General features: G+C 68.3%; 14 protein-coding genes. All 14 read left to right on the top strand.

What is annotated here, in order from left to right:
* Positions 1-5: 5 nt before the first annotated feature.
* The 14 genes from ACM6LU_RS27695 (at position 6) to ACM6LU_RS27630 (ending at position 16525) form a co-directional block, all read left to right on the top strand.
* Positions 6-995 carry an enediyne biosynthesis protein gene (locus ACM6LU_RS27695; protein ID WP_414940681.1) on the top strand — a complete coding sequence of 330 codons (990 nt, stop codon included), beginning with the start codon at positions 6-8 and terminating at the stop codon, positions 993-995.
* A complete protein-coding gene (locus tag ACM6LU_RS27690; RefSeq protein ID WP_414940680.1) occupies positions 992-2344 on the top strand; it encodes a cytochrome P450 in 1353 nt (450 codons plus the stop codon). Before ACM6LU_RS27695 ends, ACM6LU_RS27690 begins: the two co-directional genes overlap by 4 nt.
* A gap of 5 nt (positions 2345-2349) precedes the next feature.
* The gene (locus tag ACM6LU_RS27685; RefSeq protein WP_414940679.1) at positions 2350-2907 is read left to right on the top strand and encodes a DUF5987 family protein; all 558 of its coding nucleotides are present in this window, start codon (positions 2350-2352) and stop codon (positions 2905-2907) included.
* A gap of 73 nt (positions 2908-2980) precedes the next feature.
* Positions 2981-4630, top strand: coding sequence for a GMC family oxidoreductase N-terminal domain-containing protein (locus tag ACM6LU_RS27680; protein WP_414940678.1), 1650 nt, complete (start codon positions 2981-2983; stop codon positions 4628-4630).
* 2 nt (positions 4631-4632) lie between these two features.
* Positions 4633-5589, top strand: coding sequence for a carboxymuconolactone decarboxylase family protein (locus tag ACM6LU_RS27675; RefSeq protein ID WP_414940677.1), 957 nt, complete (start codon positions 4633-4635; stop codon positions 5587-5589).
* A gap of 225 nt (positions 5590-5814) precedes the next feature.
* A complete protein-coding gene (locus ACM6LU_RS27670; RefSeq protein ID WP_414940676.1) occupies positions 5815-11634 on the top strand; it encodes an SDR family NAD(P)-dependent oxidoreductase in 5820 nt (1939 codons plus the stop codon).
* A 1-nt stretch (position 11635) separates the two neighbouring features.
* Positions 11636-12076 carry an acyl-CoA thioesterase gene (locus tag ACM6LU_RS27665; RefSeq protein ID WP_414940675.1) on the top strand — a complete coding sequence of 147 codons (441 nt, stop codon included), beginning with the start codon at positions 11636-11638 and terminating at the stop codon, positions 12074-12076.
* A 22-nt stretch (positions 12077-12098) separates the two neighbouring features.
* A complete protein-coding gene (locus tag ACM6LU_RS27660; RefSeq protein ID WP_414940712.1) occupies positions 12099-12668 on the top strand; it encodes a flavin reductase family protein in 570 nt (189 codons plus the stop codon).
* Between the two features lie 15 nt (positions 12669-12683).
* Positions 12684-12851: a DUF6222 family protein gene (locus ACM6LU_RS27655; protein ID WP_414940674.1), complete on the top strand. Its 168-nt coding sequence runs from the start codon at positions 12684-12686 to the stop codon at positions 12849-12851.
* The gene (locus ACM6LU_RS27650; protein WP_414940673.1) at positions 12848-14554 is read left to right on the top strand and encodes an acyl-CoA carboxylase subunit beta; all 1707 of its coding nucleotides are present in this window, start codon (positions 12848-12850) and stop codon (positions 14552-14554) included. The genes ACM6LU_RS27655 and ACM6LU_RS27650 overlap by 4 nt, the downstream gene beginning before the upstream one ends.
* Positions 14555-14564: 10 nt before the next feature.
* Positions 14565-14756: an acyl-CoA carboxylase epsilon subunit gene (locus ACM6LU_RS27645; protein ID WP_414940672.1), complete on the top strand. Its 192-nt coding sequence runs from the start codon at positions 14565-14567 to the stop codon at positions 14754-14756.
* A gap of 436 nt (positions 14757-15192) precedes the next feature.
* On the top strand, positions 15193-15342 hold the full coding sequence (locus tag ACM6LU_RS27640) for a hypothetical protein (RefSeq protein ID WP_414940671.1): 150 nt from the start codon (positions 15193-15195) through the stop codon (positions 15340-15342).
* Between the two features lie 112 nt (positions 15343-15454).
* Positions 15455-15763 (top strand): DUF6235 family protein, encoded by a 309-nt coding sequence (locus tag ACM6LU_RS27635; RefSeq protein ID WP_414940670.1) that lies wholly within the window; start codon positions 15455-15457, stop codon positions 15761-15763.
* 276 nt (positions 15764-16039) lie between these two features.
* A complete protein-coding gene (locus tag ACM6LU_RS27630; protein WP_414940711.1) occupies positions 16040-16525 on the top strand; it encodes a DUF6423 family protein in 486 nt (161 codons plus the stop codon).
* Position 16526: the final 1 nt, after the last annotated feature.

Below are 16526 nucleotides of genomic sequence, written 5' to 3'. Positions count from 1 at the left end.
TCGTCATGGCAGAGCAGACAATCGCCGCACCGAAGAGCAACAAGACGATCACGGCCCTTCGCCGGTTCGCGATTTCGATCACGGTCTTCAACATCATCGGCTACACCGTGCTCGGTTTCGAGCAGCCGTGGGTCTATCCGTTCATCGCCCTCGGCACCGCCTACACCACGGAAATCCTGCTGGAGATCATCGGGGCGCGTGTACAGGGCCGCGACGTTCGCTTCCGCGGCAACGGTTTCAAGGGACTGGTGGAGTTCCTGTTCCCGGCGCACATCACCGGTCTCGCGCTCAACATGCTGACCTACGTCAACGACCAGGTTCTCGTGATGATCTTCGGCGTGGTGGTCGCCGTCGGCGCCAAGTGGGTCCTCCAGGCCCCGGTGCGCGGCAGGCTCCGCCACTACATGAACCCGTCGAACTTCGGCATCACGATCATCCTGCTGGTGTTCCCCTGGGCGAGCATCGCGCCGCCCTACCACTTCACCGAGCAGGTCGACTCGTGGGTCGGCTGGCTGATCGTCGGCATCATCATGGTGTCGGGCACCGTGCTCAACGCCATGCTGACCCAGCGGATGTGGCTGATCGGCGCGTGGCTCATCACCTTCGCGCTCCAGGCGATCATCCGAGGTCTGGTGTTCGACACCGCGATCCCCGGCGCGCTCGGGATGATGACCGGGGTGGCGTTCGTGCTCTACACGAACTACATGGTCACCGACCCCGGCACGACCCCGTCGAAGCCCGCGTCGCAGATCCTGTTCGGTTCGGGTGTGGCGATCGCCTACGGGTTCTTCATGGTGGTCCACGTGGCGTACGGCCTGTTCCTCGCCACCGCCCTGGTCTGCCTGATCCGCGGCCTGTTCCTGTGGGGCCTGCACTTCTCGCAGAAAGCCACCGCGATGTGGGAGGCTGAGCAGGCGAAGACGGCCGAGGTCACGACCCTGCCCAAGCCTGCCGGGAAGCCGGAAACCGAAGAAACCGGGGCCGTGGCGGCATGACCTCCAGTGCGGAAATCACCCGGGGGGCGCGTCTCGCGCCCCCCGGGCCGCCGCGCCGAGCGACCTTCGGTCTGCTGAAGAAGCTTTTCACCGACCGGCTGGCGCTCATGTCGGACTCGGCGGAGGCACATGGGGACGTCGTCCGGATCGCGATCGGTCCGAAGACGATGTACCTGGTGAACCACCCCGATCTGGCGAAACACGTGCTCGCGGACAACGCGGCCAACTATCACAAGGGAATCGGCCTCCAGGAGGCACGGCGGGCGCTCGGCGACGGGCTGCTCACCAGCGACGGCGAGGTCTGGAAGAAACAGCGCCGCACGATCCAGCCGGTGTTCCAGCCCAAGCGGATCGCGCGGCAGGCCTCGGTCGTCGCGAACGAGGTCGAAGGTCTCGTGAAACGCTTGCGGGACACAGGCGGGCCGATCGAGATTCTGCACGAGATGACCGGACTGACCCTCGGTGTGCTCGGCAAGACACTGCTCGACGCGGATCTCGGCGAGTTCACCTCGCTGGGCCACTCCTTCGAGGCCGTGCAGGACCAGGCGATGTTCGAAGCGGTGACGCTGAGCATGGTCCCGCAGTGGGCTCCGCTGAAGAAGCAACTGCGGTTCCGGGAATCGCGGGACGACCTCCGCCGCATCGCCGAGGAACTCGTCGAGGAGCGGTTCGCGAACCCGGTCGAGAACGGCGAAGACGTCCTGTCTCGCCTGATCGCGACCGACGGGACCCGCGAGCAGATGCGGGACGAGCTGATCACCCTGCTGCTGGCCGGGCACGAGACGACGGCGAGCACGCTGGGCTGGGCGTTCCACCTGCTCGACGAGCATCCCGACGTCGCGGCGAAACTCCGCGCCGAGGCCGATTCGGTGCTGGGCGACCAGGTGCCCACTTATGAGGATCTGCACCGGTTGCGGTACACGGCGAGGGTTGTCGAGGAGGTCATGCGGCTGTATCCGCCGGTGTGGCTGCTGCCGCGGGTCGCGCAGGCCGACGACGAGATCGGCGGCTACCACATCCCCGCCGGGTCCGACGTCGTCGTCGTGCCCTACACGCTGCACCGGCACCCGGACTTCTGGCCGGAGCCGGAGAAGTTCGACCCGGACCGGTTCGATCCGGACCGGCCGAGCGGCCGTCCCCGGTACGCCTACATCCCGTTCGGCGCCGGGCCGCGGTTCTGCATCGGCAACAGCCTCGGTGTGATGGAGGCCGTCTTCGTGCTGACGATGGTCCTGCGGGACCTCGAGCTCAGGAAGCTCCCTGGCTACGACGTGGTTCCCGAGGCGATGCTGTCGCTCCGGGTGCGCGGCGGGCTGCCGATGACCGTGCACACCAGGAACAGGAGGTAGGCGCCGTGGATCCGGACGAACAGGTCAAGGTGTCCACTTTGGAGGCCTACGCCGACACGATCCTTCCCGGGGAGAAGCGTTTCCCCGAGGATCACGCGATCGCCGGCGCCGCGCCGGGGCCGGGCGCGGTCGTGGCGGGCGCGCTCGAACTGCTGCACACCGAGGCGACCGGGGTGACCGTCGGACTTCCCTATTTGGCACAGTCCCTCAACGATCACGCGAAGGTCTACGCCAAGGAAAACGACCTCACACTGGACGAGACGCTGCCGACGTTCGTCGCACTGTCCTTCGAGGACAGGACGGCGCTGGTGAAGTCCCTGACCGCGCCGGGGCATCCGGAGAAGGACGGCTGGGTCAGCCTCGCCCTGTTCTGCAACATGTCCTTCGACTGCGCGGCGCACAAGCACACCGCCGAAGCCATCGCCGAGGGCCACCCAGGCCTCCTCGCGATGGGATACACCGCGCCGGACGAAGACGGCCTGTGGCGGTTCCCGAAGTTCTCCTACCGCCGCGAACTGGCGCGGCTCCACCCTGACACCACGCCTTCCGGGAGCCCCGCATGAGCGAGCCCGCGAGCGAATCATCAGAACAGTGCCCGTTCATGCGACGCAAAGCGGCCCATTACGAGGAGAAGGCATGAACGCTTACGACAAGACCGACGTCGTCATCGTCGGCAGCGGGTTCGGCGGCTCGATCCCCGCGTACCACCTGGCCGCGGGTGGGGCGAAGGTCACCGTGCTGGAACGCGGGCCGTGGCTGGAAGCGCAGGAGTTCGAGCACGACTACCTGCTCGGCTCCTCATACACCAGGGCGTTCGACTTCGTCGTCGGTGACGGGATGAGCGTGCTGGGCGGCAACTGCGTCGGCGGCGGCAGCGTGGTGTACTTCGCCGCGATGCCGAGGGCGCCGAAGTTCGTCTTCGAGCGCCACGGCAGCATCGGGCGTCGCATGTGGCCCTCGGTGCTGACGCGGGACACGCTGGAACCCTGGTACGACCGGGTTTCGGATTCACTTCCGGTGTCCAAACAGGACTGGAACGACGTCTCGTACGCGGGCGGGCTGTGGGCGGCGTTCTGCGACCACTCCGGTCGTACCGCCAACCCGGCGCCGGTCGCGGTGGACAACGACCGGTGCGTGAACTGCAACTTCATGATGGCGGGCTGCCGGTTCGACGCGAAACGCTCGCTGCTGACCAACTACCTCCCCGGCGCGCTGGCGCACGGCGCGCAGATCCGGCCACTGCACGAGGTCCAGCGGATCGAGCGGATCGACGACGGCGACTACCGCGTCCACTTCACCATCGTCGACGACTCCGACTACCGCGTGCAGACCGACAGCGGAACGATCGACGCGAAGGTCGTCATCATCGCGGCCGGCGCCGGAGCGACACCGGTGATCCTGCAGCGTTCGGAGTCCGCGCTGGGCACCATGCCGCACGCGGTCGGCCGGTACTTCTCGGGCAACGGTGAGCGGCTCAACACCGCGATCATCAACGAGGAGCGGGTCCGCGAGGTGCTCGGACTGTCCCGTGAGGACGGCAAGGTCTACGAGGCCAACCACATCGGCAAGGGCCCGACCGTGGCGAACTGGGACAAGCTCGACGGTTCGCTGCCCGAGTACGAGCGGTACTCCTTGGAGCAGCTGTACTTCCCGCCCGGGCTCGGCACGATCCTCGCGCAGGTGCCCGACGGTGACGAACCGCGCTGGTTCGGGGCGCAGAAGAAGGAGATCCTCAAGCAGTGGGCCTCCTGGCTGACGATTTTCTTGATGACCGAGGACGACAACGAGGGCGTCTTCGGCGCGCCACCGCCCACCGGCAACGCCTACCGCATCTCGCAGCAGATGCTCGGCCGCGGCCCGCTGAAGTACGACCCGACACCGAACACCCTGCACGGCTGGTCGCTGGCCGACGCGGAGTGCAAGGAGATCCTGGAGAAGGACGGCCTGGCGAAGGTCGCGCCGTGGACGAACGACGTCGTCGGCGCGTACACCGTGCACCCGCTGGCGTCGTGCCGGATCGGTGACGACCCGGAGACCTCGGCACTGCACCCGAACCACGAACTCCGCAACCACCCCGGGATCTTCGTGACCGACAGCGCCTCCGTGCCGGGCGCGCTGACGGTGAACCCGGCGATGACGATCGCGGCGCTGGCCGAACGGTCGGTGCCGGGGATCGTGCGGGCGCTGCAGGCACGCGGCGTCGACGTCTCCTACGGCGCTCCGGCTCCGGACGGTTCCATCACCGGACGGCGGGCGGTCAGCAGGCTTCCCGTGGTGACCGGCTGATCATGGCGCCGACGCTGGTGAGATTCGCGCTGCGGCGGGTGTCACGCGAGGTCCGTTACGTCCGGCCGATCTCGTTCGGCCGGGCGTCCGGGCTCGTGCGCGACGTCTACCGCCAGCTCGAACGGGACTTCGGCATGCTGGCCCCGCCGGTCGCCCTGCATTCGCCGTCACCGACGGTTCTCGCGGCCACTTGGACGATGCTGCGGGAATCGCTGGTGGCGGCGGGGGAGACGAGCCGGGCGGACCGGGAGGTGGTCGCTTCCCTGGTGTCGCAGGCGAACTCGTGTCCGTACTGTGTCGAAGTGCACGGGATGGCGCTGGATTCGCTCGGGCGGTCCTCGGTGGCTTCGGCGATCGCGGCGGGTGAGGCGGTGCCGGATCCTCTCGACGGCGCCTTGTCGGCGGCGGCTCGAGCGGAGCTGACCGCGGTCGCGTTCACGTTCCATTACCTGAACCGGGTGGTGAGCGTGTTCCTCGGGCCGTCGCCACTGCCTTCTTCCGTGCCGGATTCCGCGCGTTCTCGGGCCAAGGCTGTGCTGGGTCGGTTCCTTCGTCCCGTGGAGGACGCTTCGCCGGGACTTTCCCTGGATCTCCTACCCGCGGGTTCGCGAGTTTTCTCGTGGGCCGCGGGCAATCCGGTCGTCGAGGATGCCTTCTCGCGTGCTGAATCGGCTTTCGCTTCGGTGGGGATCTCTCCTGCCGTACGGAATACCGTGCGCCGTACTTTGTCCACTTGGGACGGAGTGCCGCCGGGGCTGAGTCGGTCCTGGGTGGACACCGTCGATGATCCCGTGACTCGCTTGGCTTTGGTGGTCGCGAAAGCGCCCTATCAGGTCGATGACACCTTGGTGGCCAGTGCGGGTTTGGACGATCGAGAACTGATCGAGCTGGTGGGGTGGGCGAGTTTCGTCGCCGCTGCTCACCGCGTGTCGCTCACCTCGATCCGAAAGGCCGCCTGATACCGCAAGTAGTCGGCTACTTGCGTGGCTTCATGTACTTGGTCAGACCATGAAGTCCTGTCCATTCAGGCCTTCAACAACATGAGAGAAGACTCCGCTACCTGCCCCGGTTCATGCTTGACCGGACTGCAGATGCGGACGGCGCCCGTGTTCCTGGGAACAGAGACCGGTGCCGGAACCGGATTCCATGACTTGAGTGGTTGAGAGCTAGGGGAGTGCGGTGGCATGAGCGTTGAGCGGATTTCGATTGTCGGTATCGGTCTCCGATACCCGGACGCCGGTTCCCCGGATGAACTGTGGGAGAACGTCCTCGCCGGCCGCCGGGCGTTCCGGAGACTGCCCGACGAGCGGATGAACCGCGAGGACTACTACTCGCCAGACGCAGGGGCTCCGGACCGTTTCTACGCCCAGAAGGCCGCGGTCCTCCGCGACTACGAGTTCGACCGGATCAAGTACAAGGTCGCGGGCAGCACGTTCCGGTCCACCGACACCACACACTGGCTCGCCCTCGACGTCGCCGCGCAGGCCTTGGCGGACGCGGGATTCCCGGAGGGTGACGGGCTGCCGAGGCCCGCCACCGGTGTGGTCATCGGCAACAGTCTCACCGGCGAGTTCTCGCGGGCCAACATCATGCGGCTGCGGTGGCCGTACGTGCGCCGCACGGTCGCGGCGGCGCTCGCCGAGCGAGGCTGGGCCGAGGGCGACACCGCCGAGTTCCTCCACGACCTCGAGTCACAGTACAAGGCGCCGTTCCCCGAGATCGACGAGGATTCGCTCGCGGGCGGGCTGGCGAACACGATCGCCGGCCGCGTCTGCAACTTCTTCGACTTCGGCGGCGGCGGGTTCACTGTGGACGGTGCCTGCTCCTCGTCGCTGCTTTCCGTTGTCACCGCGGCGAACGCGCTGTGCGAGGGTGATCTCGACGTCGCCGTCGCGGGCGGTGTCGACTTGTCGATCGACCCCTTCGAGGTGATCGGGTTCGCCAAGACCGGCGCGCTCGCCAAGCGCGAGATGAAGGTCTACGACGCCGACTCCAACGGTTTCTGGCCCGGTGAAGGGTCCGGCATGCTCGTGCTGATGCGCGAGGACGACGCCATCGCGCAGGGCAAGCGGATCTACGCCTCCATCGGTGGCTGGGGTGTCTCGTCCGACGGCAAGGGCGGCATCACGCGGCCTGAGGCGTCGGGGCACCGGCTGGCGCTGAAGCGGGCCTACGACAAGGCCGGCTACGGCGTCGAGACCGTCTCCTATTTCGAGGGGCACGGCACCGGGACCGCGTTGGGCGACGCTACCGAGATCGAGGCGCTCTCCACCGCTCGCCGCGACGCCGATCCGCTCGCCGACCGTGCCGCGCTGAGCACGATCAAGGGCAACATCGGGCACACCAAGGCCGCCGCCGGTGTCGCCGGGCTGATCAAGGCGACACTGGCGGTCTACCACCAGGTCATCCCGCCCGCGACCGGCCACTTCGAACCGCACGAGTCGCTGGTCGGTGACTCCGCGCGGATGTACGTCCCGGCCGAGGCCGGGTTGTGGCCTCCGGATCACCCCGTCCGCGCGGGTGTTTCCGCGATGGGTTTCGGCGGGATCAACTCGCACGTCACCGTCACGGAGGCGCCGGGTGCCGCCCGGCGCAAGGAACTCGACGAGAAGACCCGGTCACTGGTCGCCGGACGGCAGGACAGCGAGCTGCTGCTGCTCGACGCCGACGACGCCGCGTCGTTACGCGGTCAGGTGACCGGACTGCTGGAAGTAGTCCCGAAGCTTTCGCTCGCGGAACTGGCGGACCTCGCCGGCACGCTTTCCACGGAACTGTCCGGAAAGCCGGTGCGGGCGGCGGTCGTCGCGACCAACCCGGAGGACGCCGAGCGCAAGCTGTCCAAGCTGCTCGACCTCCTCGGCGAAGGCGAGCCGGAGGTCTTCTCCGCCGGTGAAGGCATCTTCGTGAGCTCGCGCTCCAAGGGGCCGAGGATCGGCTTCCTGTTCCCCGGCCAGGGTTCCGGGCAGGGCACGGTCGGCGCGGTGCGGAAACGCTTCGCCAACGCCGACGACATCTACCGTGCCGCCGGTCTGTCCACTGGCGCCGACCAGGTCGCCACCGACGTCGCGCAGCCGCGCATCGTCACCGGCTCGCTGGCCGGGCTCCGGGTCCTGAAAAGCCTCGGGATCGAAGCGCAGACGGTGGCGGGCCACAGCCTCGGCGAGCTGACCGCGCTGCACTGGGGTGGCGCGCTCACCGAACGCGAAGTCCTCAAACTGGCCAAGGTCCGCGGCAAGGTGATGGCCGGAGCGAGCGCCGGAAACGGTGCCATGGCGGGAATCGCGGCCGCACCGAACGTCGTCGAGCGGATCGCCGACGGCGAGGACGTGGTCATCGCCGGATACAACGCGCCCGAGCAGACCGTCCTTTCCGGACCGGCGGACGCCATCGAACGGGTGGTCGTGCTGGCCCGCGCCGAGGGCATCACGGCGACCCGGATCAACGTTTCGCACGCGTTCCACTCGCCCGCGGTCGAACCGGCCGCCGAGGCGCTGACCGGGGAACTCGCCGCGTTCGACTTCACACGGCTCGACAGGCCCGTCGTGTCCACTGTGACCGGTGACGTCCTGCACGCCGCCGAGGACCTGCGTGATCTGCTGCGCGACCAGGTGGTCCTGCCGGTGCGCTTCCGTGAGGCGGCCGCGAAGGTCGCCGAGCGCAGCGACCTGGTGATCGAGGTCGGGCCCGGCCGGGTGCTCACCGGGCTGTTCGGCGAGATCGCGCCCGGCACCCCGGTGCTCGCGATCGACACCGACAGCCCGACGCTGGCCGCGGTGCTGAAGGTCGCCGGTGCCGCGTTCGCCTTCGGTGCCCCGCTGGACACCACGGCGCTGTTCGCGGGCCGTATCGTCCGGTCCCTGCCGGTCGACGGTGTTTTCAACTTCCTGGCCAGCCCGTGCGAGGCCGCGCCGTCCATCGGCGCGGAACTGGCTCGCGACCGCGTCGCCGAAACCACCGAAGTCGCGGCGGGGGAGGCCTCGGAAAACGGTGGCAGCAGCACGCTCGACCTGCTGCGCAAACTCGCCTCCGAACGGGTCGAACTGCCGCTCGAAGCGGTCACCGCCGACACACATCCGCTCGACGACCTGCACCTTTCGTCGATCACCGTCGGTCAGCTCGTCAACGACGTGACCCGCGCGCTCGGCCGCCCGGCGCTGGAGGGTATGCCGAACTTCGCGACCGTCTGTCTCGGTGAACTCGCCGAGATGATCGACGAACTCGCGCAGACCGCCAAACCCGCCGACAGCAACCAGGCCGAGGTCGCCGGCGTCGGACCGTGGGTCCGGCCGTTCGCGGTCGAATACGTGGTCACGCCGAGACCCGCGCCCGACCTGCCCCCTGGCATCTCCACCGCCGACTGGACGGCGTTCGCGTCCGAAGGTCACCCCCTGGCCGAGCCGTTGCGCGCGGCGCTGGCCAACGCGGGCGTCGGAGACGGTGTCCTCCTGTGCCTGAACGAGGACAGCGACGCCGGTGACGTCGGGTTGTTCCTGGACGCGGGCCGTGCGGTGCTGGCCGCGCCCAACGGCACACGGTTCGTCGTGGTGCAGCACGGCCTCGGCGCTTCCGGTCTGGCGAAGACGCTGCGGCTGGAAGACCCGTCCGCCCGCACCACCATCGTCGACCTCGCCGACGTCAACCCCGTCGACCCCGAAGCGATCGGCGCCGCGGTGTCCACAGTGGTCACCGAGGTCGCGGCGACGAACGACTTCAGCGAAGTCCGCTACGACTCGGCGGGTGTCCGCTCGGTGCCGAAGCTCGCCGCGCTCGCACCGTCCGAGGCCGAGGGAACCCCGCTGGGCACCGACGACGTCCTGCTCGTCACCGGCGGCGGCAAGGGCATCACCGCGGAAAGCGCGTTGGCGCTGGCCAAGGACTCCGGCGCGAAACTGGCACTGCTCGGCCGGAGCGATCCGGCCGACGACGCCGAACTGTCGGAAAACCTCGGCCGGATGACGGCGGCGGGCATCACCTACCGCTACGAACGCGCCGACGTCACCGCCGCCCAGCAGGTGGCGGACGCCATCGGCCGGATACAGGCCGAGTTCGGCCCGGTCACCGCGGTCCTGCACGGCGCGGGCCGCAACGAGCCCGCGGCGCTGTTCTCCTTGACCGAGGAGACCTTCCGCAAGACGCTGGCGCCGAAGATCGGCGGCCTCCACGCCGTCCTCGACGCCGTGGACAAGGACAAGATCAAGCTGCTGGTCACCTTCGGCAGCATCATTGGACGGGCGGGCCTGCGCGGTGAGGCGCACTACGCCACGGCCAACGACTGGATGACGGAACTGACCGTGCGGTTCGGCCGTGAGCACCCCCGGGCGCGGGCGATCGCACTCGAATGGTCGGTCTGGTCCGGGACGGGGATGGGCGAAAAGCTCGGTGTCGTCAGCGCCTTGATGCGCGACGGCATCACCCCCATCCCGACCGAGGAGGGCATCGAGATCCTCCGCCAGGTCGTCGTCGATCCGGCCGCCCCGTCGGTACTGGTCGTCTGCGGCCGTACCGCGGGGCTGGCCACCCTGCCGGTGGAGAAGCGCGAACTGCCGCTGACCCGCTTCGTGGACCGTGCGGTGGTGCACTACCCGGGGGTCGAGCTGATCACCGAGGCCGACCTGTCGGCGGGCAGCGACCCGTACCTGGCCGACCACCTGCTCGACGGTCAGCTGCTGTTCCCGGCCGTGATCGGCATGGAGGCGATGACCCAGGTCGCCAAGGCCACGCTGGCCGTGGAAAGTTTGCCGGCACCGGTGTTCTCGGACGTGGAGTTCCTGCGCCCGATCATCGTCTCGCCGGGCGGGTCGACCACCATCCGGCTCGCCGCGCTGGCCAGGGACGCCGAAACAGTGGACGTGGTGCTGCGCAGCGGGGAGACCGGGTTCAGCGCCGATCACTTCCGCGCCCGGCTGCGGTTCAGCAGGCCGGATCCGCTCGGCGAGACCGTCGTCCGCGACGTCGCGCTGCCGCCGGTCCCGGTCGACCCGACGACCGAGCTCTACGGCACGGTTCTCTTCCAGGGCAAGCGGTTCCAGCGGGTCACCGGCTACCGCCGGGCCAGCGCGCGGCACGCGGTCGCGGAGATCGCGACCGGCGCCGAGGTCGACTGGTTCGCGCCGTTCCTCCCGCAGGAGCAGCTCCTGGCCGACCCGGGCACCCGCGACGCGATGATGCACGCGATCCAGTGCTGTGTCCCGGACGCGACCCTGCTGCCGCAAGGCATCGAGCGGCTGTACCTCGCCGAACCCGGCGAGCAGGACCCGGAATACGTGCTCCTCGACGCCCGCGAGCGTTCGCAGGACGGCGACAGCTACGTCTACGACCTCGACGTCCGCAACCCGGACGGGAAGCTCGTCGAACGCTGGGAAGGCTTGAAACTGCGCGCGGTTCGCAAGCGTGACGGTGAAGGGCCTTGGGTCCCGTCGATGCTCGGGTCCTATTTGGAGCGTGCGGCGGAACGGCTGCTCGGCTCGTCCCGAGCGATCGTCGTCGAACCGGACCCGATCGGTGTGCCGGTCGAGACCACGCCGGAACGGCGGGCGCAGACAGCACTGGCGGCGGGCCGCGCCGTCGACGCCCCGCTCGAGATCCGCTACCGCCCGGACGGGAAACCGGAGGCCGACGGCGTCGAGGTGAGCGCGTCCCACAGCGCCGACCTGACCCTGGCGATCGCCGGCACCGGCCGGATCGCGTGCGACGTCGAGACGGCGATCGAACGGACGCCGGAGGACTGGGCAGGCCTGCTCGGCGAGGACCTGCTTTCGGTGGGCGAACTGCTCGCCGCCGACGCCCGCGAGCCGCTTTCGGTCGCGCACACCCGGGTCTGGAGCGCGCTGGAATGTGTGCGCAAGACCGGCGACATGACACAGGCGCTCACCGTGCACCGGGTCGACCCGGACGGCTGGGCGGTGCTTTCCCACGGTAACGCCCGCATCGCCACCTGGGCGACGACCGTCAACGACCGGACCGATCCCGTCGTCTTCGCGGTGCTCCAGGGAGAGGAAGACTGACATGGCCGACTACTACGAGATCCTCCATACGGTCGGATTCGAAGAGACCAACCTGGTGGGCAACGTCTACTACGTGAACTACGTGCGCTGGCAGGGCCGGTGCCGCGAGATGTTCCTGAAGGACAAGGCACCCGCGGTACTCGCGGAGGTCCGCCACGACCTCAAGCTGTTCACGCTCAAGGTCGACTGCGAGTTCTTCGCGGAGATCACCGCGTTCGACGAGCTGTCCATCCGGCTGCGGCTGGAGGAGCTGACCCAGACCCAGATCCAGTTCACCTTCGACTACGTCCACCTCACCGACGAAGGTGAGCGGCTGGTCGCGCGGGGACGGCAGCGGATCGCGTGCATGCGCGGGCCCAACACGGCGACGGTGCCCAGCCGGGTCCCGGAGCAGCTGCGTGAGGCGCTGGCCCCGTACGCGGTCGACGGCAAGGGGGAGTGACGTGGGCGCTGTGGACCCCGCGGTGGGATCTCCGGAGCCTTCGCGGCCGGTGCTGAAACGCCTGCCGACGCCCGCGACGCGGCGCCGGTTGTCCGCGCAGGCCGGGTTGCGGGAGGTGATGGGCCAGTTCGCCACCGGGGTCACCGTGCTGACCGCCGGGGGCGAACGGGCCCACGGGATGACCGCCAACGCCGTCACCTCCGTGTCGCTCGAACCGCCGATGGTGCTGTGCTGCGTTTCCCGCGCGGCCCGGATGCACGAAGCGATCGTGACGGCCGGCTCCTACGCGGTGACAGTGCTGGCGTCGGACCAGAAGGAACTGGCGAAGTACTTCGCCGACTGGCGCCGTCCGGCTGGGCTCGCGCAGTTCGACTCGGTGGACTGGACGGCCGGGCCGCAGACCGGCGCCCCGCTGCTCGGCGGCGCTCTGGCGTGGCTGGAATGCGAACTGGCCGAGGTCTACGAAGGCGGTGACCACTCGATCTTCCTTGGCAAGGTGGTCGCTTCCAGCCGCGGCACCGCGCAGGACTCGCTGGTCTTCTACGGCGGCGGCTACCACCAGATCGACGGCCGCGTGCGAGCGTCGGCCTGAGAGAGAGGAATTGTCATGACCACCAACGAATCCGCCACGCCTGCCCCGGCCCTCTCGCCCGAGCGGCCGCCCGTGGTGACCACGATGCCTCGGCTCGGGCGGGGGGTGTGCTGGCGCGACATCGTGCGCGAGATCGAACTGGACGAGCTCGAGCGTGAGGCGCGGATGAAGGAGGCGGCGTGACCCTGCAAGGCGATCCGGGCGCTCAGCGCACGGAGGACTCCGAGGTGGTGCCGCTGCCGGAAGACCGGCTGCGGCACCACCGGATCCCGAGGGCGACCGACGGGCAGGTGATCCCGCTCGCCCGCGGCGCCGAACCGGTCTGGGTGACTCCCAAACCGACGATGCCGCTGTTGCGTGGCCAGCGTGACGAATTGCGTGAGCACATCGTCGACGGACGGCTCGACGGCGTCCGGCGGCAGCACTCGCTCGGCAAGCACACCGCGCGTGAGCGGCTGGATCTGCTGCTGGACCCCGATTCCTTCACCGAGGTCGAGCTGTACCGGCGGCATCAGGCGAGCGGGCTCGGGCTGGCGGAGAACCGGCCGTACACCGACGGCGTCGTCGCCGGTTCGGGCACCATCGACGGACGGCGGGTGTTCGTCTACGCGCAGGACTTCACCGTCTTCGGCGGGTCGCTCGGCGAGGCGCACGCGGCGAAGATCCACAAGGTGATGGACCTGGCGATCTCCACCGGTTCGCCGTTGATCGGGCTCAACGACAGCGGGGGAGCGCGGATCCAGGAAGGCGTCATGGCGCTCAACGGCTACGGCGGCATCTTCCGCCGTCAGGTCGAGGCGTCCGGCGTCATCCCGCAGATCAGCGTGGTGCTGGGGCCGTGCGCGGGCGGGGCGGCGTATTCGCCCGCGCTCGCGGATTTCGTCTTCATGGTGCGCGACACCGCCCGGATGTACCTGACCGGGCCGGACGTCGTCGAAACCGTGACCGGGGAACGCGTCAGCCACGACGAACTGGGTGGCGCGGACGTGCACGGCGCGTCGTCCGGCGTGGCGACCGTGGTGCACGACGACGAGGAGACCTGCCTAGCCGACGTCCGCTACCTGGTGTCGCTGCTGCCGTCGAACTACCTGGAGCCCGCACCGCGCGAGCCGTCGCAGGACGCGGGCAAGGACCGGCGGCCGCGGTTCGCCGAGCTCGTCCCCGTGGAGCCGAACAAGCCCTACGACATGCGGGACGTCTTCGCGGAACTGGCCGACGACGGCGAGTTCTTCGAGCTGCACGAGCGGTGGGCGCAGAACGTACTGTGCGCGCTCGCGCGGGTCGACGGACGCGTGGTCGGCCTGGTCGGCAACCAGCCGGTGGTGTTCGCCGGCGTGCTCGACGGCCCGGCGTCGCAGAAGGCGGCGCGGTTCGTGCGGTTCTGCGACGCGTTCGGCATCCCGCTGGTGACCCTCGTGGACGTCCCCGGCTTCCTGCCCGGCGTCGAGCAGGAGCACTCCGGGATCATCCGGCACGGCGCGCAACTGCTGCACGCCTACTGCGAGGCGACCGTGCCGAGGATCCAGGTCATCCTGCGCAAGGCCTACGGCGGCGCGTACATCGTGATGGACTCGCGGTCCATCGGGACCGACTTGTCACTGGCCTGGCCGACCAACCAGATCGCCGTGATGGGTGCCGAGGGCGCGGTGAACGTGCTGTTCCGCAAGGACCTCGCGGCCGCGGCGGACCCGGACACGCTGCGCGCCCACCTGGTCGGGGAGTACACCGCGGAGTTCATGAACCCGCAATACGCCGCCGAACGGGGCCTCGTGGACGACATCATCGACCCGGCGGACACCCGCTCCGCCGTCGCCAGGGCGCTGGACATGCTGCAGGACAAGCGGAAGGCGGCGCCTCAGCGCAAGCACGGCAACCACCCGATCTGAGGGGAGGACCATGTCACCGTCCGAAAAGGACACCGCACCGGTCTTCCGGGTCCTGCGGGGGGACCCGGAAGACGCCGAACTGGCGGCGCTCGTCGCCGTCGTCACCGCGCTCGCGGCGGCGGCACCCCCGCCGCCCGCACCCGCGTGTTCAGCCTGGTCCCCACCCGCTCCGGCGACCTGGCGTACCTCCGCCCTGCGCTGAAACCCGCACCTCGCGTGATCGGACGGACGACACGCGTGATGGGACGGCGAACTCGCGTGATCAGACGGACAACTGGTGAGTTGTCCGTCTGATCACGCGAGTTCGCCGTCTGCTCACGCGTGTCGTCCTCTTTGTGCCGCGCTCACGGCCGGTCCCGTTGCTCGGGGACGGCCGGATCGGGCCATGACAGGCCCAGCAGGTCGATGTCCAGTTCGTCGTCGGCGTAGATCTCGTACGGGTCGAGGCGCTCGGTCATGGCGTACTCCTAGGGTTTTCAGGTATCCCCAGGGCATCACCGGTACCCCCTCATCGGCGACTTGTTATCTGCTCATGCGGATCTTCAGCGGTCCTCGAGCACACCACGATCGGCTTCCGACCGGACGGGTCCATCCTTGGTTGTCAAGTGAGCTCTTCATCGAAGGCCGGGAGGAACGTCATGACGGCACAGATGCGAATTTGGGTCGTGGCCGATGATTTCGACCCGCGCGGGATCACCGGGACCGAGGAGACGGCCACCGCCTGGGAACCGAGGCGGAGCGCCGAAAAGGAGCCCCCGGCCGACCACATCGTCCTTGGCTACAACTAGCGCCATGAGCCACGACCAGCAGAGACAGCAAGAACAAAGAAGACCACCGGGTATCGCGCGCGGGAGAATGAAGATTCCCCGTGACCCGGCGAGACCTCGAGGAGGCCTTCGGATGGCTATGCGCCTCCAGCTCACGTCGGGTTTGCAGGTGCTGGAAGAATGGGCGATCAACGCCCCGCAGGCCGACCGCAATGTTATCTACGAAGCTCTCTTCGCGGTAGCCGACGGATCCGCTTTCCTCATCTACGACATTTTCGGAGATGGCCGGGATCCGCATCAGTTCATTATTCTGGTGAAACACGACCTCGTCATCAGAATAGGGCTCTGTAGCGCCGATTCCTCGTTCGAGATCGTCTATATCGGCGCACTGGAGCAGGGTACGCCCGCCGCGGTCTGGGCTGAGGACTCCGACGGCTCCTGACCTGGTAAGCAGGTGGGTGAGCCCGAGAAGACCAGGCTCCATGCCGCCGAACGGCCCAGTCCCGGCACTTGTACCGGCAGTCTTTCGCAGTAGTGGATCATGTGTTCCTCATCTTGACATCTTCCACTTCGGCATGAAATTCTTCGGTTGTCTGCGGATTAAGAAATTCTGCCGTATGAAAATTGTGGTTATCGAGGTCTGGAGGCAGGAAAGATGTCGTCACCTGAATTCGCGGGACTGGACGTTTCCACGCGGGTACGTGCGCGTGACATTCAGATGGCAGGCGTCGCCGACGTCCGTCGCCGGGTGCTGATGATCTCCGGCGCGATCGACACCACCGACCACGACGTCTCCGTCAGCGTCAACCTGCCGGAGCCGGGCCGCTGGCAGGTGATCAAATCCGAGACCAACCTGACCGACAAGACCTGGGTCGCGATGCAGGTCGTCACCGACGAGGACTCGACCTTCGTCGACGACGCCGACACCCTCGTGCTTTCCCGCCAGTTCTCGAAGTCCTTCATGACGCCGGACCTGCGCCGCCTCACCTTCTACGACGGCGAGGTCCGCCCCGGTGAGGCCGTGCTGAAGGTGTACTCGCTGGACGCGGGCGGCCGGAAGCCGACCTACTCCTACTCCCGCTACAGCCCGATCGCGACCGACACCGCCGAGCGGTCCCAGCAGACACTGGACGAACTGATCAGCAACGGGATGAAGCAGCGTCCCGTGATCGAGCTGATCGTCCCGGTGACCGTGATCGGCTGAG

The sequence above is a fragment of the Amycolatopsis sp. cmx-11-51 genome, from assembly GCF_047608665.1.
GTDB lineage: Bacteria > Actinomycetota > Actinomycetes > Mycobacteriales > Pseudonocardiaceae > Amycolatopsis.
The sequence above is the reverse complement of the archived record's forward strand: the minus strand, read 5'-3'. Positions and strand labels throughout refer to the sequence as shown.